The following is a 19,322-nucleotide window of genomic DNA, read 5'->3' as shown; positions in this document are numbered from 1 at the left end:
GTTTCTGCAAAACTTTTATACAAAATAAGCGCTCATCCTTGAAACAAGGATAGCGCCTGGTAGTTGAGTACGTAACTCGCCATTATTCTTTACTTGTCTTCCTAAATCCGTAAAATGTTCTGTAACCTTTTTGCTCATAAAAAGTTCGAGAATCACTGTTTGCCAACATTTCAATCCTTGTCGTTGGGTATAAGTGATGAACATAATTCAGCAATATTTCTCCAATCCCTAACCCACGATAGGTGCGACCTATTAGTAATTCACAGATGTACAAGGTGATAGATTGATCTGTAAGCCCCCGTATATACCCAACCAGCTGCCCGTTTATTTCTGCAACATAAGTAATGGTTGAATGATCCCAGGCTTCCTTTGTACTCTCTTTTTTTTCAACAAGGTTATTCCAATTTTCCTCTGCATTTAGTCTATTAATATGTATAAAGTCTTCTTTTCTATACTCTCTAACCTCAAGCCAGTTTTCATTTCTCAGTTGTATAAGCATGGAATCGCACCTTTACGAAGTTATAGATAAAACTTCCCTCTCTCTATTTGACCTTGAGGGAGTTCACTCATTGTTTTTCCCCCCTTTCTCCTTATGCTAAAGAAATAAATAAACATAGTATGAAAATAAAACCCGATAAAGGTGTCATAAAGAGTCTTTCTTTTTTACTTCGAGACATTAGGTTTGCTATTGTATTTAATCCAAGGAAAATTGTAATGACCCAGACTAATGTATTCGTAGATAAAAAATCTAAACTATTTAAAACATTAGTATGCTGCAGAAAAACGAAGCCCATAAATATGAGAATGAAAGCATTTACCGCACTCACAATTCGTAATTTTTTAGGCAATACTTTATAGTATCCCCCCATTGCAAATTCACCAAAAGGGTAGCCAAGTGAAAGTAACACCTGAAAAACAGCTACGGACATACAAAAAACTGCGACAGTTATTGATGCTAAGTAGACAAAATCCAATTATGTTACCTCCTCCTAATTTTCATCTGAAACTATCCTTAAATCATAAACGAGCCATTTCCCTGCTATTACTCCTAATTAATTCCTTTTTCTCATTAACAAGTAGAGCATCGTTCCACCTAAAATGAAGATAACCGTACCAACAATAAACTTTACAAATGATACCCCTACTTCAATAGTATCTTCCGTTATATGTTTTATGTCTTTCACTGTCCACCAGTCATTTATGGAAGATTCATATATTGCAAGATATACCCATATTAAATAACAAAAGAAAACAAATAGAAAAAGACCTACTATTCTATTCATAACATCTCCCTTTCGATTTGGGCATTTATGCAAAAAGCTAACTTTTCTTCACGCTTTTTTTAAAAATATGAATCTCTTCGTATTTATCATCAGAAACAGCTTCTATAAAAGTCCAACCTCTTTTTCTATAATACTCAGATGTATCTTCTGTTCTTAAATAAAAATCAATTTTCATTTAAAACTCCCGCGCCGGTCCAATATATTCCTGGCACTCACATTGTTAATGCCTGCTACTCTTTTACTATTTTTAGGTTTTCAAACTAAGCCATCTAAAACAAATTCGGGAATTTCAATCTTTACAATAGCGTTACTCCCAGTTGGTGTATAAAATTACTGATTACATCCGCAATCAAATTCCTTGAATTTATATTCTTTGTACAAACTTAATTCTTGAAAATCACTGGTAGCTGATTCATAAACCTTTACCAAAGGAGCAACATCCATTTTTGCAAACTTGCTTATCTGCTTATCTAAATCAATGGACATATCTAACGGGTACTCGTTCATATCTTCAAATAGATTATTATGTTCACAAACATCGTACGTCACTGCAAGATAATATTTTTTCATCGTCTCACTCCAACAATTAATTAATTTTTTTCTTTTAGTAAAGTAACCACTCCGATACTAAACACCAAGACACCAATTAACATCAATGAATGTATAAACCCATTTAGAAGAGGTACAAATTCTCCAGTTAAATTCTGGTTTCGGTACACGATATTAACTAGGCTGTACCCTAAAGGTGAACTAACTACTAAAATAACAATCCCTAAAATAAAAAACACCATTGCTTGCTTGTTCACCAATCATTCCCCCTATAAAAATTCAACTCTAATAATTTTCAATTGTTGTAACACCATACTCTGTAACTAAAATGCGATGCGATAATTCTTCTAGCCATTTTTTTTCATTAAGTTTCATTATTCCATACTCATATTGATATGTACGGCTTCCTATATTGATTTTGACGTGCTTTGGATCCTCTAAGACATGTCGAATGGATTCCTTATACCATTGTTGTACAGGGATAGTATATAATTCAAGAACATCTCCTACCTCCATATACTTATCTATATAAGTCCAGAAGTCTTTGTTGCCCAAACCCCTTGCTTCATATAAATATGGCAACGTTAAAATTTCTTGAACTATTTTAATCCAATATGGATCTAAATCAAGAACAGAGAAACTCAATCCATTTTCAAAAAATCCGCCATTATTTTCTTCCATTTCCTTTGGAATAACAAAGGGCTTTGTTGAGGCTAAAAATTGAATTTCCGACAAAGTACCACTTCCTTTATAAAGCTCACAGTTTTCTCGCAATTAAGCCATTTCGTCCTATTTATATAAAAGAATCGATCCTCTGTGCTGCAAACGCTTTGATACAAAATCAAATACAATTTACACTTATTTTAAATATATGAATCTCTTCGTATTTATCATCAGAAACCGTTTCAATAAAAGTCCAACCTCTTTTTCTATAATACTCAGATGTATCTTCTGTCCTTAAATAAAGCTCACTAAAGCCTAATTCCTTAACTACTTCTAACGTTTTACTTATTAATTGTTGTCCGACTCCTTTACCGCGATACGCAGGATTTGTATATAAAGATGCCAGCCAAGGTTTATACATACTTCTTATCTTCAAATCATTCTCTAGAATCGATACAGTCCCTAGACATTCATCGTTCTCTATAGCCACAAGTGTTATGGGGAAAATAGTTGTATGCGTATTTGAAAAATGTTTAACAACATCTTCAAACTGCATAACACTATCAGTTTTTACTACAAACTCCTCATAAATCATCTCAGCAACTACTTTTGTCTTATCCGGATGGTTTGCTAAAAAATCAATTTTCATGTTAAACCCCTTGCCGTTCCTATGTATTTTTCTTACCTGGTACTGACATTGTTAATGCAACTAGTGCAACGGCAATCAACAACGTAATAACACTTGCAACAAAGAAACCAATTGCATATGTAGGAATGTTCGCTTCTGGTACTCGGTCATTTATTTCTAATCCTAAAAAGTGTACCCCAATGCCACCGCCGTCCACATTTGTTCCAAGGGAAATCAACAATTAGATTTCACTACTACTGAATTTCTTAAAATCTTCAATAAAAGGTTTGTTAGTGGGAGAAAGATTTTCAGGTAATTCATTTATGTCATAAAATTTAATTTCGGCATTTTCTATTCCATCAGCTTTAAACTGCCCACTATAAGTCGATGAAAAAAATACTACATTAACAAAGTAAACCTCGTCACCATTTGGATAAATGTGATGTTGCTGGCCGCCAGAATAAACATTTAACAACTTCATTTCTTCAATGTTTATATTTGTTTCTTCCAATACTTCTCTTTTTGCGGTTTCTTGAATACTTTCTCCTACATCCATTACACCACCAGGTATGCACCAGTTTCCATCATCACTTCTTTTGATCAAGAGAATTTTATTGTATGAATCCGTAACAATAACACCCGCTGCACATATTATCAGTGGCATATTCCCTACTGCCTGGCGTAAAGACTTTATATATTCCATCTAATTCCCCTTCTTTTTAATACTAGGATGCCTGTTTACTACGCTATTGCTCCCATTTAATGGAACAGCATTACTCTGCATTTTTCTTTCTCTCTTCAAGAAGCTCTATGATTCTTTTGTTTTGATTTAATTGTTCCTTAAGTAATCCTATAATTGTACCTATACCTATAACAACTAAAAATAATAGAATCCACAACATAAATTCATCCCCTTTTATAACTCGATTGCACCATAATACAAACCTTTCTTATTACAGAAAAGCTCCTCATTTAAAAGGAAGAGTCGAAAATCAGCAAACAATCCTTCAGCTATCCCCCCTTCTTTAGCTTAATAAACGCTTGCTGAAGCAATCAAAGTTATACTCCACATAATCAGTTTGTATAATTTCTTTTAGTATTTAAAGTTTATAGCCCTATCAATATACTCCTTTGCATCCTTAATAATATATTTTAGGGTAATGGCAAGAGTTAGGTTAAATATTGAAAAGATTAAAAACACCAATCGATACGAATTAGCGTTATTTCCATCGTATGGTTGGTTCATATAGCTAATGATGATAAGAAAAATAAACATCCCACTTATACCAAACAAAATTTTTGACAATCTTTTAACCCTTTCAAAATATGGCATTGCTAACTCCTCCCTTAAATAACAAATATTTTACGATGCTTGTTAAATAATCCTGCCTGTTTGCATAATTCCAATTATTTCATAATCTAAAAATTCCTTCAATAAGATATTTACTTTGGCTCAGATGAAAATGAGCGTTCATCCAGATTGTTCAAGAACACCTTCTTTTCCTATAATTATTTCCCATAATTTTTGCCTTGAGTAAGTACCAAATGTATGTATAATATAAATTAATTATATATGTTAAATGTTTTCTAGGGTTCCGCAACAAGTTGTTGGTCTGGTCCGAGAGAAAACTCACAGCTATGCTGTGTCACGGAAGGATAAAAGCCTGGGAGATACTGTTTAACAGTTATCTCCCAGGCTTTTTTGTTTTTAGGGTAAGAATAATATTGGAGGTGTCTTTTAGATGAATAAAGACTGGATTAAAGTATTTGTTGCTGCTTTTTTTGAAATTTTTTGGGTTATTGGTTTAAAACATGCATTCGACTTTTGGACTTGGGCTGGAACTGCTATTGCTATCTTTATCAGCTTCTATTTAATGATAATGGCTGGACGAAAACTCCCTGTGGGAACTGTATATGCAGTGTTTGTTGGTTTAGGTACAGCAGGAACTGTCTTTTCAGAAATCCTATTTTTTGGAGAACCATTTAAAGTGGAAAATGCGCTCTTGATTTTACTTTTATTAGCGGGGGTAATTGGCTTGAAATTAGTTACAAAGGACAAAGTTCAGGAAGGGGCTGATTCTTAATGGCGTGGATATCTTTAATTTTAGCAGGATTATTTGAAATGTTTGGTGTTGTTATGATAAATAAATTGCATAATGATAGAACTTGGAAATCGTTACTTCTATTAATTGTAGGATTTGGTGCAAGTTTTATATTTCTAGCTTACGCGATGAAAACACTCCCTATGGGGACAGCTTATGCAATATGGACCGGAATTGGTGCGTCTGGTGGTGCCATTCTAGGAATGGTGTTATATGACGAATCTAAAGACTGGAGAAGAGTTGTTTTTATTGCAATGGTTTTAGGCGCAGCAATAGGATTAAAACTTGTCTCGTAAAAGAGTTTTTAGATTGTAATTTGAAGAAGATAATTTGTAAAAGCAAATTATCTTCTTTATTTTTTTATGACTGTGCAACAAAATGTCCCTAGAATGAAAAATTAGCGCTGATCCTTGTTAAAGGATAGCTGCCCGATTGCTTAATACCAAGCTTATTTATCCCTTCTGAGGAAAAAGAGTAATCTCGTTTTTTGTTCCAAGAGAATAAGAATTTTTCGAGATGCATTTCCATTTAAGTACCATCAATTGTTTTAAAAAAGGCTACTGATTCATTATCATTAATTACTTCAATGTGGTGTATGTCAGTGACATTCCAATGTTTTTTAATTTCTTTCTTGCTATTTGTTTCTTATCGTCTCCTCCTGCGAAAAGCCAAAAAGAAATTAGAATAATCACAGCAATAATAGCCCCAATAGTGACTTTATTTTTAAACATCTAAATCTCCCCCCTTTTTGTATTTTTCTTCATTGAAAGTGCTCAATTCTTATGTAAGGAGCGATCCATTGTGTTGCAATCGCTCCCAGATTGTTGAAGATTGCGTTTCATTTATTGGATAAATAAAGTTGCGTTCTTCTTTGAAGTATCAACTACTTTTATGCCTTAATTGCCATAAATCATAAGTAATAATCACTGCACCAATTATAAATAATATGATGCTTAACGTATAAGGAAACCATCCAATTATTTCGTTTAGAACCGTTGCAAGTTTACCTGGTGGATCACTCCAACCTGACAAATTAGGAATGAATAAAGCTATAGCCAAATGCATTAAACCGAATAACATAATACCCGAAATAAATAAAACATAGCCAAACAATTTTAAACTCTTATTCATTCTATCCGTCCCCTTATAAATTACTTTTAATCTTTTCACCTACAACATCCCCCATCCTATATGAAAAGGCGCAGTAAGGAAGTACAAAAACAGTCCTATGGCAACCACTTTAATTAGTTGCTTTGGAGTTTGGTATAAAACAATTATAGTAGCTATCCAGAGTAGGAATTCCAGAATATTTCTAATGTCCAGATACCAAAAACCAAACGCAAAGGCTTGTCTGGACATAAACATTACTAGTAGCGATGAGATTAGTATAGCTGGCAACCCCTTCCCCCTCGCGTACCAACAAACAAACGCCACGAACGGGGAGATAACCGTCATCATGATCCAAATCATCATATAGGATTTCGGAAAAAAGCCGGCTACCATAACCGTATAAAGATAATAACTGCCTACCATCCCGACAAAAAACGCAAAAACATTGATGGCAGCCCTGACCGGTGATTTGCTATACAAAGCAATCAGCATCGCAAGGAATAGCCAAACACCCATCCGTGAAAAGAAGTTCCGTAAGTCCCATACTTGAAGAAAAGACGGTAATAGATTACTGGCCGTTTCATCCAGCATTTTAGAGAGCACACCCAACATAACCCCTGTAAGGAATAGTAAGGACGAAGCTACGACTTTCTTCGAGAGGGATATATCTACCGGTCTTCGGATACTATGTAACAAATCATTCATCTATTCGCCCCCCAACTCTTCGCCTTCTCCACCAACTCACTTAGAAACTCCTGCTTCCCCTCTTGATACATATGATGGTCTTCAGGAAACTGCCCTGCTAATTTAAGCTTCAACACTCCATATGCTTTTGCATCTTCTGGATGTGCCATAAGATACATTTTGAAATCTAGGTGTGCTTGTATATTGTCATTTCCGACTTGAAAGATATGTACATGATGTGTTCTGGCTTGCTTGCCTTTTGGAAAGTACCTTCTCCCTGCAATTCCGTTCTCGCCTTTTGGATCATACCCCACTTTTCGTAAGGCTTCATTGTATCGATCAACCTTTTCGATTTCTTTTACCACAATTAAAATATCAATGATTGGTTTGGCATAACCTATTGCCGGGACGGATGTACTTCCGATGTGATAAATGTCTACTAAATTATCTATCAATATTTCTTTTAGCAGTTTCTTTTCTTGGTCATATGCCACTTCCCAATCTTTGGTCCATGGTTGAATGTTGGTTTTTCTCAAAGAGTCGTTCTCCTTTAACTGTCATTTCGGTTCCACTTTCGTCCCTGCCAGCAAATCACCTAAATGGCGCTTATCTTTTCTGAATAACCCCATCAAAAGCAACACCAATCCAAGCAGCGATCCCATATTTGTGATAATAATCGCTGTCACATCAAACTCACTATACATGCCATGGATTACACCTATATGACCTAGTTGCCATGGTAAAAACTTTATGGCGTTTCTTAGTAAACTGGCGCTGAATCTTTCTTTTATGAAAGCCACTTTCAACCCAGCTACTCTCTTTCCAATCGATCCCTCTTTATAATAATCAAGATAAGAAAACAGCATGATGATGGGGATTACGGATGTGATTGTGGCTATTAGTTGTGCTTGTAGTTCTGTGTAGGCTGGAATTCCATCTAGGATGAGAAAGCTGATGGCTAAGTTGGCGAGCAGTAACAGGAGCAGGTAGATAACGATTACTACGTAGTCTATTAGTAGTTCGGTTAGTCGTTTTTTATGGTTTATGGGGACAGGCACCGCGACCCGTTTTTTGTTGTCCATTACTTTGACCTTTCCTGTTTGGTTGGTTTGGTGAAACTATCCCACATCCAGTGAATAGTGGTGACAATAATTGATAAAATGAAAACATGAATCCCTTTTGTGAACGTTTCCCCGACTCTAAAAACAACCAGAACTATGTACGTCGCAACGAAGAATGTAATAAAGAACAAACCATATTTTTTCATAGATACCTCCATGGTCCATGGGGACAGGCACCGCGGCCCATTTTTGCCGGTGCAATTCCCTCTATCCATGGACTTTGCTTTCTTTCTCTTTTAAATAGTTTTCATAAGCCTCTTTTACCGGGTCAGGTTTGGGTTCATCTTTGGTGAGCCTTTTATGTATTTCATTTAGGAGATACAGAACTCTAAATAAAATTCCGGTGATAATTCCAAAAGCAAGGAAACCGCCAACTACTGGCCCCATAAGGAGTAATGCATACCCTAAAATTAGTGCTTAAAAAATGGATAGTAATAAGTACAATGTATAGCCCCCTTTTATTCTATGTATCTGTAAATATTATCTATTTATCGTATAACATGAAGGGAATTTATGCTAATGTATTTTCAAGAAATTTAGCTGGTTAGAGGTTTGATCCATTTGGATAAGAAAATGAAAAATACAGCCAATGATGATAAATGGAATGCGACGATGGTTTCTATAATGAGATTTTTGTTCCTCGTGGATTTCTGCAAACAATTAGACGCCGAATACTTGCTCATGTTTATGAATGGTGAAAAGGTTCACTCCCCCTCTTTCTCCCCTAAAACAGGGATAGTTCTTGATTAGATCTACTCCTGTTTTATTCAAACCTTATAGTAAAGTAGACTTTACGTAAAGTCTACTTGACGTAAAGTCTACTTTACTATATTCTAAATACAGAGGGGAGGAATAAAATTGATAAATAACGTTGCTGAATATAGAAAGAAATTTGGATATTCCCAGGATAAATTAGCTGATAAGTTAGCCGTTTCTAGACAAACTATCATTTCAATTGAAAAAGGTAAATTTAATCCTTCTCTTCCCCTAGCACTGATGATTGCAAAGTTATTCGAATCAAACGTAGAAAATATTTTCATTTTAGAAGAAGAAGATTATAAGTGATTTTTTAGAATGATAGGAGGATCTTCAAATGAATTCAAGATTAGGGTATTTAATTATAGGTTTTGTACTATTAATAGAAAGTGGCTATCTTTTTTATGGTGGAATATTAAAAGATTTTTCATTATCACCAACTACCCTACTTCTCTTTGCTATATCTATAATGTTTCTATCATTAGGTTATTTACATCCACAATTTAAAAAGAAAGATGAAAGAATGCAAATAATAAGAGAAAAAGCAATGTTTTACTCTTATTTTATACAGATGTTCTATTTCTTTATATTTATTACCCTTCTTTATTTTAACGTCATTAGCTTGACTGCTTATGGATTAGTGGCAATACTAGCTTCTCTATCTATTATCACTGTATTCATTTCTATGATAATTTTAACTAAAGTTTATTAAAATACACTATCTGCAAACTCTATTTTTAATCAAAGGAGATTATAAAGTGATAAATAATATTGATATAATTATACAATTTGCCTCTATCTTAATAATATTTCTCGTTGTAAAAACGATTATTCCATTGATAATTAAATCTAAAAAACTATAGTAAAATAAAAAAACACATGGTTTTATCCATGCGTTTTTTTATTTTACTATAGAGGTTTTATATTAAAAACATTTACCCATGTGATAGCTACATAAACACCTTTACCCTTATTGTTAGCTTCTACACGCTTAGCTAATAATAGCCAGTAACCTCCTGATAAAGAAGCTAATCCAGACATTGGAGGCATCACACCAGCTGCAAACATTGCAGCTATAGTTTGATATTCTAATCGATTTACATAATCCTTAGTTTGAGCATTATTAAATTTTCTATCATAACCCCACAAATGATAAGTCCATTTACCATAAACAGCTGACAAAGAAATTGAAATATCAGTAATATTTAATTCTTCGTCTACTACTAACGTACCATTTCTCACACCTTGGTTTACAGTATAAAAATGATTTTCTAACTGATCAAAATTATAAAGTTCATAAACATCTTGAGGAATATTATCTTTAAAAGAAATAGTTCCATCTTCTTTTAATTCTACATAAGGTTTAATAAAATTATCTAGTTCTTCAGCTGTCATTTCTTCGACTTCTTCCACAACATCTTCTACAATTACTTCACTAGTAGCCTCAACTTTTCCTAAAGGTGCAAAAATCGAAAAGAACATAACTGAGACAATAGTGGTTAAGAAATACTTATTTAGCATAAAAATACAAAACTCCCTTTTAATTGTTTATTTGTAATTCCTCTTCCTAGGAAAATACTAACATATTAAAATTAATATACAAGAATATTTTTTATTCTTCTAAGAATAATTAGAATATTTGATTTTAATATTTAAAAATAATTTACTCGCCATAATAATTACAGCCTGACAAATTGACCAGCCTTGACAAGAAATGTACCACCTTAATGTCAAGGGTATTACCGTACACCCCCATTCTAATAGTGGACTGAGGGGGACAGGCACGCCTACTCATGCTTTTTAGTATTATGAGGGGGAGTTTTAATAGACATTTGTGGGTTGTAGTTCCACTAATTCCTATGTCTTTTTTGTTTTATTACTATGAAATTTCGCAGTAGCCTTAGCAAGCTGTTATTGCTTCGGTCTGTTTTTAAGGCCGTGTTGTTGAGGAAGTAGAGGGGACGGGTCCGAGGTCCCTGTCCCCTCTATTTTAATCACCAGCGACCAAGAAATAGTTATTCTTATTAAAATCCATATTATGGTTCATTTTCCCCCTAAAAAAGCTTGAGCTTTCTTTTGTGATAGGAAATACACCAATTACAGGATGGTTATCAGAAATTCCTAACTCTCTTCTGAATTCATATAGAGATATTTTTAAAAGTGTTTCCTCGCCTTCAATAATCTCTCCACCAATTCGGCTCCATTCTATCGTTCTTTTCACGTCTTTTTCAGAGATATAAAATGGAGACCGCATCTCTTCTACAAAGAGGCTTTCATCTACTACATCTTCTATTTGCTTAGTTTGTACAGAGTTAGATCCGAAGTATAAATAATAATCATATCCAAAATGAATAAAGAAATCGTTAGAATAAAAGTGACAAAAAATAAATTCTCTTAGAACCATTCGGGACAATGTTGGTATATTTTCTATACTTATCTCTGAATCTTCTTTAAAGTTCAGTAAATGAAATTTAGATTCATATAATGGAGATCTTTTGTCCATGTTATTCTTTTTGAAATTTAAAATCCGAACACTTTCAACATTATTTAGCTTTATAATATGTATGATTGCATTTATATACGTTTGCTCAATTTGTAAATATTCCTCTATTGTAAAAGTCTTACTATCTATTATTTTTCCAATATCTGATGCGCTAGTCCATTCTTCTGGTTTAGTGTAATGCCCTTCATTATTTCTGTAATTTGGATTATACTTTGTTACTCTCCATTGATTTAAAATTTCTTTATTCAATGTTGACCTCCATCTTTAAATTAAATAGGTTTATTTAGTAGGTTAGAATATCATTAGATTTAATCCCCAATTCTTTTAAGTACAGCATTATATGTACCAAGTCTAGTTTCTTTTCCTCCTAAATCTTCAACCCTTTTTGCTCCTTTCCATACACCTCCAACATGGCTTGATCTATCGCGTGTTATATATTGTGGTCCATTTACAGCGTCCTTAGCATCCTTAACAAAAACCTCCCGAAATTAATTGATTGTATAGAGAACTTGACTCAAATTTGATAAAGGGTTCCTGAATAGAGAGTGCAATCAATTTCAATTTTTATGTGTGATTCTAAGTTTTTCAATATTTTAAATTATATAGAACTTAAATAAACGTAAGCTTAACTAATCCTTAAATAAACCTTAAATTAAAGTTTTAATTATCATACAGGGAATTCATGCTAGTATATTTACAAATGCAGGTAAGAGGAGGAGCAATATGAATAACAAAATGAAAAAAGCAGATCTACTGACCAATGATGATATTTGGAATACGATGGTTTCTTTAATGAGTGAGTATGATTTTCCGGAGGGCTGAAGGGACAGGCACGCCGAACCACGGAGTTACACGTAGGCAGAGGCGGAAGTGAATTCCTCCGCCCCTGTTTTTTAGTTGCTGTCTAATTGTTCAATATACTTTTCAACTAGTTTTTTCGCTTCTTCTATACCCCTTCTGTTAGATATACGGATTTCGAACGGTTTCCGCCACCAATAAATTCTCGTTCACTTAATTGGTTTAAGATTTCAAAGTCGTAACCTTTCCAACCTTGTCGCATTTTTCCTTACAGGCGTCTGTATCATCTGAAGTATTGCTATGATACATCCGATCCCCCCCTAAGGATGAAAGAACTGTTGAAATTATGGGCGAACACGTTTTAGGAATAATAAACCAGCAACTATTCATAATAAAAAAGACACTTTTTGGAAGGAGAACTTTTGATGAAAAAATGTTGGTTGATCGGATTTGTATTATTATTTTCTCTAAACATGTTTGGTGGAACAACTACTGCTTATGCCATTAGCGAATCTGAGGTGAAATTCGAAAATGACTTCAGAAGGCTTTGGATTGATCATGTATTGTGGACAAGTAATTATATTACAAGTGCAACAACAGCAGGCGCGGAGGATCAAAAAGAGGTACTGACCAGGCTTCTGAAAAATCAGGAGGATATTGGCAATGCGATAAAGCCAGTATACGGAGAAGAGGCTGGGAACAAGCTGACCGAGCTGCTTACGGAGCATATTGTTATTGCAGGAAAGATTGTAGATGCCGCGAAAAGTGGAAATGAATCCTTGGTGAAGCAGCTGAACAAAGAATGGTATCGAAATGCCGATGACATATCCGCTTTTCTTAGCGGGGCCAACCCTAATTTAAAGAATGAAGATGTGAAAAAGATGATGTATATGCATCTGGAATTAGTGGCAGATGATTTATCGGCAAGCCTAGCAAAAGACTGGGAGGCAAGAATCGTTGCCATTGACGAAGGGCTCACACATATCATCCTCATGTCCGATGGAATCTCTTCGGCTGTGGTGAAGCAGTTTCCGGATAAGTTTAAATAGGAAAAGGCTGTCCAGAAAGTTATCAGCAGTTGACTTTCTGGCAGCCTTCTTTTCTTACTCCACCTTCGTAACCCTTATTTCAGAAGCAGTTAATTTCAACCTCTCCTTCAACTCATCCGTAATGGTGAAGGTAATCGTTGCTCCAGCCTTCAAGTTTTCAAACTTATAATGTACTCCCGTTACAATGGTTCCGTCCGTTCCATAGGTATTCGTTGGCTCTTCACTAAAATTAGAGAGATGCTCATGATATTGCCCGCTGAGTCTACCTTTTGCAAACACATCATTAGGCAGGATAGGAAAGGCTGGCTGGCTTTGGATTATGGATATTTCCATACTATCTTCTTTTATCTGTACTTCTCCATCCTCCGAAACCGCTACCCCATTCACCTTCTATTCATATTCCCACAAATCTCTCGCCAGTTCATTTTTCTGCCCATCCGTATAGTCCTCTATAAGGCCGGTGAGGAATTCCTTGTAGTAGGTTGCTTCTTCCTTTGAATATTTTAAATCTAATTCAATATTCTCCAATGAATGCTGTAGCTCTTCTACTTCTTTTTGCAGCGCACTAATTTGTGTGTCTTTTTCCTCTACTAGTTGATTCGTTTCCTCCTCACCATTAGCCTGAGCTGTATGATTATTGGTTGTCTCGTTGCAGCTGGTAAGTAGAAGAAGTGCACAAACGATTGCCGATAACCACGTGAATTTTTTCATTTTACTCCCCCTCGTATTTCTTTTGGTTAGTTGAATACATGGGTGTCTATTATTATTTTAGCGCATCTTTGTAAATTTTTGTTAAAATATTTAATTTGTCATTAGGATAGACCTGGGTTGGTTTACCGGCCCCCTGGCGCTACGAGTCTTCTTGTTCACCATTAACCATTTTTGTAAAGCGCCCTTGACATTTAACCAAATGTAAAGTACGCTTTACTTACAACCGATTGTAAAGCTAGCTTTACAAAAATAATTGAGGTGTGGAAAAATTGAAAAATCGGATTAAAGATCTGCGCAAAACTGCGAAGATGACGCAAGAGGACTTAGCCGTACAAGTAGGCGTCTCGAGGCAGTCCATCATCGCGATTGAATCGGGAAAGTATAATCCATCACTTGAACTAGCATATAACATCTCAAAGGTATTCGATTGCATCATTGAAGAGGTCTTTATTTTAGAAGAAGGGGGAGAGGAATAATGGAGGTACAAATTGGTGGGTTGGTAGGATTATATGGAGGAGCTGTTATAGGAATATTAGCTTGGTGGTTTGGACGGCGTATGGCCAAAAAGCAGCGCGGTTTGGATGAACTGCATGACCATATTTGGCAAAAGGCCCGGTCCATTTCTTGGTTCTTTACCCTCGCTTCCATTTATTTATTATTTACGTTGATCATGTTCGGTATGGAGTTAAGTCCCGCCATCGTTCTTGCTGTCATTATGGTTGTTCATATGGCGAGCTGGGGCTTTACAGGCATGATTTTGTCCATCAATATGAATATGTCAGAGCCGTTGAAACCCTCTAAAGTCAAATTCGGAATTTTCATTGTTGCCTTGTCCGTTATTTGTTTTGCAATCCTATCTATTACTACCGGCAACTGGTGGTTCCTGCTTGCCAGCGTTCCACCAAACACCATTGGGATAATATTTGCATTGACACCGGAAAAAAGCAGTGAGGAATTTTGATGAAAAAGGAGGAGAATACTATGGCACACGAGGCGAAAAAGTTGATACCAGGTTTAGGCACGCTCGTTAAGATTCAACCCGATGAGGTTAGTTTTCAAATCGAGCACCAAGCTGACTCTACTGCAACAACACTACCTGAGTTAGTGGCAGACTTTAACGAGCTGTTGGCTAAACTTCAGGCAGCAGGGATTATGAAAAAGCAATAGCATTTATATAAAAATGACCATTAAAACCGTGTGGGTTCTAATGGTCATTTTTTATTGCTTCCTCTAGCCTCAAGCTCTCCGCAGCCTAAAGTAATACATCCAAGTCTTCATGATGAATGTCCCAAACATGAGGATACAGATGAAAAACATAATGGTATTGGTATCATGTAACGTCCACGCCTCTTCTTTTCGGAACAGAAAGCCTATGTTCATGCTGGCGATGAACATGTACGTAAGAACCATCGGTAGGAAGATTGCGGTATAAGAGAAGGCGACTTTCTTGGCTTGCTTGAGCTTGTGTGTTTTGTCGCTGTATAAGGCTGGTGGTGTTTCGCCTTCTTCATATTCCTTGCTCCAGATCGTCCATTTTTGAAGGGCACCCTTGGAGCTGAATATATCCTTCCAACCTGCTTGTCTATGAATCTCATAATAGCTGTCATTTGATAGATTTTGGTAGTCTGCACTGAATTTGATATGTTGTGGCTCGCCTTTTCTGAAGTAGAAGGTGGTGCCAAGTTTGCTGACACGGTGGAGACGATTCCCTTCAGCTGCCATTTGTTCCAGCCATTTTTCCAGTTTGTCTGGTGAGTACATCCAGCCGAACTTGCGGCGTTTGATGATGATGCCATCGCGCTTCCATTGTTTTTCTTCTGCTTTGGTAAAGTTTTTCTTTTCTAGGGTGTGTTGGGGCGAATATGTTGTTTGGTTCTCTTGTGATAGCGCTTTGTTTGTCTTCTTTATTTTCCAGACGGAGTAGATCATGAAAAAGTAGAAAGCCGTTGCTAAGGTTCCGGCGATGTAGGTGATGATCCAGTATGGGCTTTCCTCTACTTCCACGTTACCGTCACTTGCGATATAGGCGGTGGAGAAGAGGGCGATGTTAGCCAGCGTAGCACCTGTTATGTAAATGAGTATGGCCATGAATGCGTAAAAGATATAGTTATTGCGCTTGATGATAGCATCGCGACTGGTGGAAGTGGTCACTTCTGCCTGCAGTCTATCGTTTGCTATTACATACCATTTGCCGCTTTCGGTGACCTTTTCCCAACCGTCATTGCGCATGGTGTTGGATAAAGTGGCTGGTTTTATTTTGTCGTAACCGATTCGGTATGTGACGTCTTTTGGATTGCCCTCTTTGAATGTGAAGCGACGTTTGAAGCGGTGTAGCTGTGTTAGGTGATAGCCTGCCTTTGCCTGGTCGGTGAGCCATTGCTCGGTTTTTTGCACATCATAGCTCCATAATGGTTTGGTGACCGTTTTCATTTAAATTCCCCCTCGTACTTCAATGCGTTTCCGTGAAGCTCCTTCAATCGCTCTATCTCTGCGGTGATCAGCTCTTTGCCGCTATCGGTGATTTCGTACACCGTTTTTCGCTCGGCATCGGCAAACACCGTAATGACCCCATCCTTTTGCATTTTCGTCAGGGTTCCATAGATGGTTCCAGAGCCAAGGCGAATTCTGTTGTTTGATATTTCTTCAACGTGTTTGATGATGCCATAGCCATGGCGTGGTTCTGTTAATGAGAGCAAGATGTAGAACGCCGTTTCGGTCATGGGTATGTACTTTTTTATGATTTTGGAAAGATCCAATGTAGTCACCTCTATCTTTCAAGTGTGTCGCGTTGTGACATATGTCGTAGTTTGACTATATCACGTCGTGACATAATTATACAAGGGGTTTTTGGGTTGAGGGGACAGGCACGGTTGCCCAGTTTGGGTGAGGGGGCGAGGGTAAAGCTATCTTAATATAGATTGCGAAAATGGTTGAGCTTTGGCGAATGGTTTTAAAGTCTTTTGTTTCGGGGATTGGTTTTCATTTAAACCAACGTTTGTTTAAATTTTGTTATTCTAGAAGAGGTGAAGGGTAGACGAAAGCCTGGGAAGTTTTGCTTTTGATTGTATGATTTTTGGTATTTGTCCGAAGTTTTTGATAAGTTGACCGAAGTTTTCGCGAATTTGTCCGAAGTTTTTCATAAGTTGACCAAAGTTTTCGTAAAGTTGACCGAACCAAAAATTCAACCTATGAAAAGTTGGCCGAACCCTCTAGATATTTTGTCCGAACCTAACGAATTTACCACCATTTATTGTCCAAAGAAAGATAAAAAGTGACCTAACGAGAGTCCACCTCAGTAAAAACAGCGCAATTTTCATTCAAAAACAGTGTATTTCCACTTAAAACCATTGCCCAACTAACAAACCCCCTTAACAGGAGTAGAATATCTCCCCTCCCCTTTCCCCCCCATAAAAAATACAGGTGACCTATGTGCAATCACCTGCATGGAGCGTACTTATACTCTTATAAAATGGGCCGAGGAACCTGACCCCTCGACCCACCGGTCCCCTAAGCCTTATTCCCCTTCTTGATACTTCTTCAAATATTCTTTCACTTTTTCCGGGTCGGCTTTCAATTCATTTCCTGTGTCTACCAGTGGGCTGACAGTGGAAACTGCTTTTTTCTTGTTGTTCTGGTAGAAGCTGATGATTTCGTCTTGGTTGATAGAATGCAAGATTGCTTTTCTTAGGTTTTCACTATCGGATACTTCGCGATTTTTAGTGTTGAAAAGCAAGTAAGCAACGGCATTGCTGTCATTTTTTTGAAGGAATAGTTTTTCATCGCCTTTGACTACATCATATTTTGTTTCAGGCACGCCGTTAAATAGGTGGATTTCACCGTTTCGTAGTGCGGATAAGGCACTGTCTGGATCTTGGATGAAGCGAACAGTGACGGTTGAGATTTTCGCCTCGTATTCTGTACCTGTCATGTAGGCTGGGTTTTTCAAGAAAGTTGCTTCATAATCGTTTTTGCTGTTAAGGATGTATGGTCCGCTCGCATATAGGTGGTTGTCGTATTGTCCACCCTCTGTAACCGTATTTTGGTCTCCGTATGGAACATCCTTTGTTGGGTCGAAGCTTGCCACATCATACGTATTGATGCTTTCTACTTGCTTCTTGGAAACAATCCCCGCTGATTGGTGCGCCAGGTAGTTCAATACTTGTGGGAATGGTTTGGAAGTGGTTACTTTGACCACTTGGTATTTCCCTTCTTGATTGTTTGCATCGTTTTTATCTGCCACTAACTCGCTGATTTTTATGTCAAGATTTTGTTCCAAAGCTTCTTTTACTGTTCCTTCGCCTAAAGATTGCTTTGCAGATTCTAATTCTGCCACATCTGTCACAAGCTCAGCATCTTCAATATGCTCGTGAAGGCTGTATGTGCGGTGATCTGGAACAGAGTCTACATTGCTTGCACGTTGCAAGGAGAAGATTACATCATCTGCACCGACTCTTTCGCCTGTGTCTTCTGCTGCTCCGTCTGTAATTTTAGCAAAATTGATATCATCTCTAAGCAAGAAGTAATACTCTGCATTTCCTTCTGCAATCACGTGATTTAAAGACAGGGACCCGTCTGATGTCACGACATCATCGTCTGTTAAGTTGACTAAGCGGACATACATATTCGTATTTAACGTGTTGATGGAACCATCATTTCCTTTGATCGGGTCAAGGGAGGTAAGGGTGCCGATCGGTTGTTGTGTCACAAGCGCAGTGGACTCTCTTTTACTTGTATCGTTAAAGTCTATCGTTTCCCACGCTACTGCACGTGACTTAGCCAACCGAACTGTTTCTTCATTTAAGACTTCCGAGTTGACACCTTGCGCTTTAAATGAGTTGTAAAGAGGTGCGATATATGCCTTATCAAACACAAGTCGTTGTTCTAACTCCTTATAAGTGGATGCATATTCCTCCTGTGTTTCGGTACTCGCCTGGTCGATCAATTTGTCTACTTCCTCATCGGACATGATGCTGTTTGCTCCGTCTGTTTTGAAGAGCGCGCGTACTGCATAGTCAGGATTTCCTGTCACAGTCGTCCAACTAGAGTGGGCAATATCATAATTGCCTGCATCCTTTTGGGACGTAAAGCTTCCATAGTCTGGCTGTATGTTTAATTTAACTTTGAATCCGTTTTTCTCTAATTGATCTCTTACAATATTGAGGTCATCTTCTGAGCTCGACATCCCCAATACTTCGATTTCGACTTGTGAACCACTTTCGCTCACTCCGTCGTTTGCTGATTCTTGTTCACTTACACTTGATTTTGTATTAAAGCAGCCGGATAAAACCAAAACGGCAATCAATACAAGCGCTAAAAATGATTTTTTCAATTAAATCTCCTCCTATTTCTTAAAGGTTGTATATGG

33 protein-coding genes, 1 pseudogene and 1 riboswitch are annotated in these 19,322 nt (G+C 36.8%); of the genes and pseudogenes, 8 read left to right on the top strand and 26 right to left on the bottom strand.

The features are described from left to right. Positions 1-82: 82 nt before the first annotated feature. The 11 genes from LG307_RS03290 to LG307_RS03240 form a co-directional block, all read right to left on the bottom strand. Complete coding sequence (locus tag LG307_RS03290) at positions 83-499, bottom strand: GNAT family N-acetyltransferase (RefSeq protein WP_404448055.1); 417 nt, start codon at positions 497-499, stop codon at positions 83-85. 91 nt (positions 500-590) lie between these two features. Beyond that, on the bottom strand, positions 591-974 hold the full coding sequence (locus tag LG307_RS03285) for a hypothetical protein (RefSeq protein WP_404448052.1): 384 nt from the start codon (positions 972-974) through the stop codon (positions 591-593). Positions 975-1,052: 78 nt separating this feature from the next. Continuing rightward, positions 1,053-1,283: a hypothetical protein gene (locus LG307_RS03280; protein ID WP_404448049.1), complete on the bottom strand. Its 231-nt coding sequence runs from the start codon at positions 1,281-1,283 to the stop codon at positions 1,053-1,055. 37 nt (positions 1,284-1,320) lie between these two features. Next, the gene (locus LG307_RS03275) at positions 1,321-1,458 is read right to left on the bottom strand and encodes a hypothetical protein (RefSeq protein ID WP_404448047.1); all 138 of its coding nucleotides are present in this window, start codon (positions 1,456-1,458) and stop codon (positions 1,321-1,323) included. 155 nt (positions 1,459-1,613) lie between these two features. Further along, a complete protein-coding gene (locus LG307_RS03270; protein ID WP_404448044.1) occupies positions 1,614-1,853 on the bottom strand; it encodes a hypothetical protein in 240 nt (79 codons plus the stop codon). 20 nt (positions 1,854-1,873) lie between these two features. Further along, the gene (locus LG307_RS03265; protein ID WP_404450364.1) at positions 1,874-2,089 is read right to left on the bottom strand and encodes a glycosyl transferase; all 216 of its coding nucleotides are present in this window, start codon (positions 2,087-2,089) and stop codon (positions 1,874-1,876) included. Positions 2,090-2,117: 28 nt separating this feature from the next. Next, positions 2,118-2,567 (bottom strand): hypothetical protein, encoded by a 450-nt coding sequence (locus LG307_RS03260; protein WP_404448042.1) that lies wholly within the window; start codon positions 2,565-2,567, stop codon positions 2,118-2,120. A 106-nt stretch (positions 2,568-2,673) separates the two neighbouring features. Then, positions 2,674-3,144 (bottom strand): GNAT family N-acetyltransferase, encoded by a 471-nt coding sequence (locus LG307_RS03255; RefSeq protein WP_404448039.1) that lies wholly within the window; start codon positions 3,142-3,144, stop codon positions 2,674-2,676. Between the two features lie 19 nt (positions 3,145-3,163). Further along, a complete protein-coding gene (locus tag LG307_RS03250) occupies positions 3,164-3,364 on the bottom strand; it encodes a hypothetical protein (RefSeq protein ID WP_404448036.1) in 201 nt (66 codons plus the stop codon). Then, on the bottom strand, positions 3,365-3,826 hold the full coding sequence (locus LG307_RS03245) for an NUDIX hydrolase (RefSeq protein ID WP_404448034.1): 462 nt from the start codon (positions 3,824-3,826) through the stop codon (positions 3,365-3,367). A 70-nt stretch (positions 3,827-3,896) separates the two neighbouring features. Continuing rightward, the gene (locus LG307_RS03240; RefSeq protein WP_404448031.1) at positions 3,897-4,025 is read right to left on the bottom strand and encodes a hypothetical protein; all 129 of its coding nucleotides are present in this window, start codon (positions 4,023-4,025) and stop codon (positions 3,897-3,899) included. A 674-nt stretch (positions 4,026-4,699) separates the two neighbouring features. Beyond that, a riboswitch (guanidine-I (ykkC/yxkD leader) is annotated at positions 4,700-4,796 on the top strand. Between the two features lie 69 nt (positions 4,797-4,865). Between LG307_RS03240 and LG307_RS03235 the strand changes: the two genes are divergently transcribed. Together LG307_RS03235 and LG307_RS03230 are read left to right on the top strand one after the other, a co-directional pair. Next, the gene (locus tag LG307_RS03235) at positions 4,866-5,207 is read left to right on the top strand and encodes a DMT family transporter (protein WP_404448028.1); all 342 of its coding nucleotides are present in this window, start codon (positions 4,866-4,868) and stop codon (positions 5,205-5,207) included. Further along, on the top strand, positions 5,207-5,521 hold the full coding sequence (locus LG307_RS03230; protein WP_404448025.1) for a DMT family transporter: 315 nt from the start codon (positions 5,207-5,209) through the stop codon (positions 5,519-5,521). The genes LG307_RS03235 and LG307_RS03230 overlap by 1 nt, the downstream gene beginning before the upstream one ends. Before the next feature lie 282 nt (positions 5,522-5,803). On the opposite strand, the gene LG307_RS03225 is transcribed toward LG307_RS03230, so the two are convergent. The 6 genes from LG307_RS03225 to LG307_RS03200 form a co-directional block, all read right to left on the bottom strand. Further along, a complete protein-coding gene (locus LG307_RS03225; RefSeq protein WP_404448022.1) occupies positions 5,804-5,956 on the bottom strand; it encodes a hypothetical protein in 153 nt (50 codons plus the stop codon). A gap of 148 nt (positions 5,957-6,104) precedes the next feature. Then, positions 6,105-6,395, bottom strand: coding sequence for a hypothetical protein (locus LG307_RS03220; protein WP_404448020.1), 291 nt, complete (start codon positions 6,393-6,395; stop codon positions 6,105-6,107). Further along, positions 6,396-7,040: a hypothetical protein gene (locus LG307_RS03215; protein WP_404448017.1), complete on the bottom strand. Its 645-nt coding sequence runs from the start codon at positions 7,038-7,040 to the stop codon at positions 6,396-6,398. Next, entirely contained in the window at positions 7,037-7,555 is a 519-nt protein-coding gene (locus LG307_RS03210) for a GrpB family protein (RefSeq protein WP_404448014.1), read from the bottom strand. The genes LG307_RS03215 and LG307_RS03210 overlap by 4 nt, the downstream gene beginning before the upstream one ends. A 21-nt stretch (positions 7,556-7,576) precedes the next feature. Then, complete coding sequence (locus tag LG307_RS03205) at positions 7,577-8,101, bottom strand: RDD family protein (RefSeq protein WP_404448011.1); 525 nt, start codon at positions 8,099-8,101, stop codon at positions 7,577-7,579. Continuing rightward, positions 8,101-8,286, bottom strand: coding sequence for a hypothetical protein (locus LG307_RS03200; RefSeq protein WP_404448008.1), 186 nt, complete (start codon positions 8,284-8,286; stop codon positions 8,101-8,103). Before LG307_RS03200 ends, LG307_RS03205 begins: the two co-directional genes overlap by 1 nt. Positions 8,287-8,998: 712 nt before the next feature. Between LG307_RS03200 and LG307_RS03195 the strand changes: the two genes are divergently transcribed. Together LG307_RS03195 and LG307_RS03190 are read left to right on the top strand one after the other, a co-directional pair. After that, positions 8,999-9,205, top strand: coding sequence for a helix-turn-helix transcriptional regulator (locus tag LG307_RS03195; protein WP_404448005.1), 207 nt, complete (start codon positions 8,999-9,001; stop codon positions 9,203-9,205). A 28-nt stretch (positions 9,206-9,233) separates the two neighbouring features. After that, entirely contained in the window at positions 9,234-9,608 is a 375-nt protein-coding gene (locus LG307_RS03190) for a permease (RefSeq protein WP_404448002.1), read from the top strand. A 197-nt stretch (positions 9,609-9,805) separates the two neighbouring features. On the opposite strand, the gene LG307_RS03185 is transcribed toward LG307_RS03190, so the two are convergent. The 4 genes and pseudogenes from LG307_RS03185 to LG307_RS03170 all read right to left on the bottom strand — a co-directional run bounded on the left by LG307_RS03185 (position 9,806) and on the right by LG307_RS03170 (position 12,459). Continuing rightward, complete coding sequence (locus tag LG307_RS03185; RefSeq protein WP_404447999.1) at positions 9,806-10,417, bottom strand: hypothetical protein; 612 nt, start codon at positions 10,415-10,417, stop codon at positions 9,806-9,808. 469 nt (positions 10,418-10,886) lie between these two features. Beyond that, complete coding sequence (locus LG307_RS03180; protein WP_404447996.1) at positions 10,887-11,648, bottom strand: hypothetical protein; 762 nt, start codon at positions 11,646-11,648, stop codon at positions 10,887-10,889. Positions 11,649-11,707: 59 nt separating this feature from the next. Beyond that, positions 11,708-11,878 (bottom strand): annotated as a pseudogene (locus tag LG307_RS03175) (toxin C-terminal domain-containing protein); the annotation flags it as partial. A 467-nt stretch (positions 11,879-12,345) separates the two neighbouring features. Beyond that, positions 12,346-12,459 carry a DUF6429 family protein gene (locus tag LG307_RS03170; protein WP_404447993.1) on the bottom strand — a complete coding sequence of 38 codons (114 nt, stop codon included), beginning with the start codon at positions 12,457-12,459 and terminating at the stop codon, positions 12,346-12,348. Between the two features lie 163 nt (positions 12,460-12,622). Between LG307_RS03170 and LG307_RS03165 the strand changes: the two genes are divergently transcribed. Further along, complete coding sequence (locus tag LG307_RS03165; protein WP_404447990.1) at positions 12,623-13,246, top strand: glycosyltransferase; 624 nt, start codon at positions 12,623-12,625, stop codon at positions 13,244-13,246. A 54-nt stretch (positions 13,247-13,300) separates the two neighbouring features. Here the strand turns inward: LG307_RS03165 and LG307_RS03160 are convergent, their stop codons facing one another. Further along, a complete protein-coding gene (locus LG307_RS03160; protein WP_404447989.1) occupies positions 13,301-13,633 on the bottom strand; it encodes a hypothetical protein in 333 nt (110 codons plus the stop codon). Positions 13,634-13,636: 3 nt separating this feature from the next. Further along, positions 13,637-13,957 carry a hypothetical protein gene (locus tag LG307_RS03155; protein ID WP_404447987.1) on the bottom strand — a complete coding sequence of 107 codons (321 nt, stop codon included), beginning with the start codon at positions 13,955-13,957 and terminating at the stop codon, positions 13,637-13,639. A 269-nt stretch (positions 13,958-14,226) separates the two neighbouring features. Here LG307_RS03155 and LG307_RS03150 point away from each other — a divergent pair, with 269 nt between their 5' ends. The 3 genes from LG307_RS03150 to LG307_RS03140 are packed head-to-tail and all read left to right on the top strand — an operon-like array spanning position 14,227 to position 15,124. Next, entirely contained in the window at positions 14,227-14,433 is a 207-nt protein-coding gene (locus LG307_RS03150; protein WP_237664875.1) for a helix-turn-helix transcriptional regulator, read from the top strand. After that, complete coding sequence (locus LG307_RS03145; protein ID WP_404430894.1) at positions 14,433-14,918, top strand: hypothetical protein; 486 nt, start codon at positions 14,433-14,435, stop codon at positions 14,916-14,918. Before LG307_RS03150 ends, LG307_RS03145 begins: the two co-directional genes overlap by 1 nt. Before the next feature lie 20 nt (positions 14,919-14,938). Further along, positions 14,939-15,124, top strand: a complete 186-nt coding sequence (locus LG307_RS03140; protein WP_404447984.1) for a hypothetical protein — start codon at positions 14,939-14,941, stop codon at positions 15,122-15,124. A 69-nt stretch (positions 15,125-15,193) separates the two neighbouring features. On the opposite strand, the gene LG307_RS03135 is transcribed toward LG307_RS03140, so the two are convergent. From LG307_RS03135 to LG307_RS03125, 3 genes are all read right to left on the bottom strand, one after another. Beyond that, positions 15,194-16,387: a DUF2812 domain-containing protein gene (locus LG307_RS03135; protein WP_404447982.1), complete on the bottom strand. Its 1,194-nt coding sequence runs from the start codon at positions 16,385-16,387 to the stop codon at positions 15,194-15,196. Continuing rightward, positions 16,384-16,677 (bottom strand): PadR family transcriptional regulator, encoded by a 294-nt coding sequence (locus LG307_RS03130; RefSeq protein ID WP_168865628.1) that lies wholly within the window; start codon positions 16,675-16,677, stop codon positions 16,384-16,386. Before LG307_RS03130 ends, LG307_RS03135 begins: the two co-directional genes overlap by 4 nt. Positions 16,678-17,471: 794 nt before the next feature. Further along, entirely contained in the window at positions 17,472-19,286 is a 1,815-nt protein-coding gene (locus tag LG307_RS03125; RefSeq protein ID WP_404447980.1) for an ABC transporter substrate-binding protein, read from the bottom strand. Positions 19,287-19,322: the final 36 nt, after the last annotated feature.

This window comes from Sutcliffiella horikoshii (assembly GCF_044809035.1).
Lineage (GTDB): Bacteria > Bacillota > Bacilli > Bacillales > Bacillaceae_I > Sutcliffiella_A > Sutcliffiella_A horikoshii_G.
The sequence above is the reverse complement of the archived record's forward strand: the minus strand, read 5'-3'. Positions and strand labels throughout refer to the sequence as shown.

What these genes read in the sequence shown, in the direction of transcription:
- LG307_RS03215 (WP_404448017.1), bottom strand. Translation starts at nt 7,040, where the DNA reads ATGAATGATTTGTTACATAGTATCCGAAGACCGGTAGATATATCCCTC.
- LG307_RS03290 (WP_404448055.1), bottom strand. Translation starts at nt 499, where the DNA reads ATGCTTATACAACTGAGAAATGAAAACTGGCTTGAGGTTAGAGAGTAT.
- LG307_RS03190 (WP_404448002.1), top strand. Translation starts at nt 9,234, where the DNA reads ATGAATTCAAGATTAGGGTATTTAATTATAGGTTTTGTACTATTAATA.
- LG307_RS03155 (WP_404447987.1), bottom strand. Translation starts at nt 13,957, where the DNA reads ATGAAAAAATTCACGTGGTTATCGGCAATCGTTTGTGCACTTCTTCTA.
- LG307_RS03230 (WP_404448025.1), top strand. Translation starts at nt 5,207, where the DNA reads ATGGCGTGGATATCTTTAATTTTAGCAGGATTATTTGAAATGTTTGGT.
- LG307_RS03275 (WP_404448047.1), bottom strand. Translation starts at nt 1,458, where the DNA reads ATGAAAATTGATTTTTATTTAAGAACAGAAGATACATCTGAGTATTAT.
- LG307_RS03205 (WP_404448011.1), bottom strand. Translation starts at nt 8,101, where the DNA reads ATGGACAACAAAAAACGGGTCGCGGTGCCTGTCCCCATAAACCATAAA.
- LG307_RS03145 (WP_404430894.1), top strand. Translation starts at nt 14,433, where the DNA reads ATGGAGGTACAAATTGGTGGGTTGGTAGGATTATATGGAGGAGCTGTT.
- LG307_RS03270 (WP_404448044.1), bottom strand. Translation starts at nt 1,853, where the DNA reads ATGAAAAAATATTATCTTGCAGTGACGTACGATGTTTGTGAACATAAT.
- LG307_RS03170 (WP_404447993.1), bottom strand. Translation starts at nt 12,459, where the DNA reads ATGCGACAAGGTTGGAAAGGTTACGACTTTGAAATCTTAAACCAATTA.
- LG307_RS03235 (WP_404448028.1), top strand. Translation starts at nt 4,866, where the DNA reads ATGAATAAAGACTGGATTAAAGTATTTGTTGCTGCTTTTTTTGAAATT.
- LG307_RS03255 (WP_404448039.1), bottom strand. Translation starts at nt 3,144, where the DNA reads ATGAAAATTGATTTTTTAGCAAACCATCCGGATAAGACAAAAGTAGTT.
- LG307_RS03140 (WP_404447984.1), top strand. Translation starts at nt 14,939, where the DNA reads ATGGCACACGAGGCGAAAAAGTTGATACCAGGTTTAGGCACGCTCGTT.
- LG307_RS03130 (WP_168865628.1), bottom strand. Translation starts at nt 16,677, where the DNA reads ATGACCGAAACGGCGTTCTACATCTTGCTCTCATTAACAGAACCACGC.
- LG307_RS03245 (WP_404448034.1), bottom strand. Translation starts at nt 3,826, where the DNA reads ATGGAATATATAAAGTCTTTACGCCAGGCAGTAGGGAATATGCCACTG.
- LG307_RS03200 (WP_404448008.1), bottom strand. Translation starts at nt 8,286, where the DNA reads ATGAAAAAATATGGTTTGTTCTTTATTACATTCTTCGTTGCGACGTAC.
- LG307_RS03165 (WP_404447990.1), top strand. Translation starts at nt 12,623, where the DNA reads ATGAAAAAATGTTGGTTGATCGGATTTGTATTATTATTTTCTCTAAAC.
- LG307_RS03185 (WP_404447999.1), bottom strand. Translation starts at nt 10,417, where the DNA reads ATGCTAAATAAGTATTTCTTAACCACTATTGTCTCAGTTATGTTCTTT.
- LG307_RS03280 (WP_404448049.1), bottom strand. Translation starts at nt 1,283, where the DNA reads ATGAATAGAATAGTAGGTCTTTTTCTATTTGTTTTCTTTTGTTATTTA.
- LG307_RS03135 (WP_404447982.1), bottom strand. Translation starts at nt 16,387, where the DNA reads ATGAAAACGGTCACCAAACCATTATGGAGCTATGATGTGCAAAAAACC.
- LG307_RS03240 (WP_404448031.1), bottom strand. Translation starts at nt 4,025, where the DNA reads ATGTTGTGGATTCTATTATTTTTAGTTGTTATAGGTATAGGTACAATT.
- LG307_RS03225 (WP_404448022.1), bottom strand. Translation starts at nt 5,956, where the DNA reads ATGTTTAAAAATAAAGTCACTATTGGGGCTATTATTGCTGTGATTATT.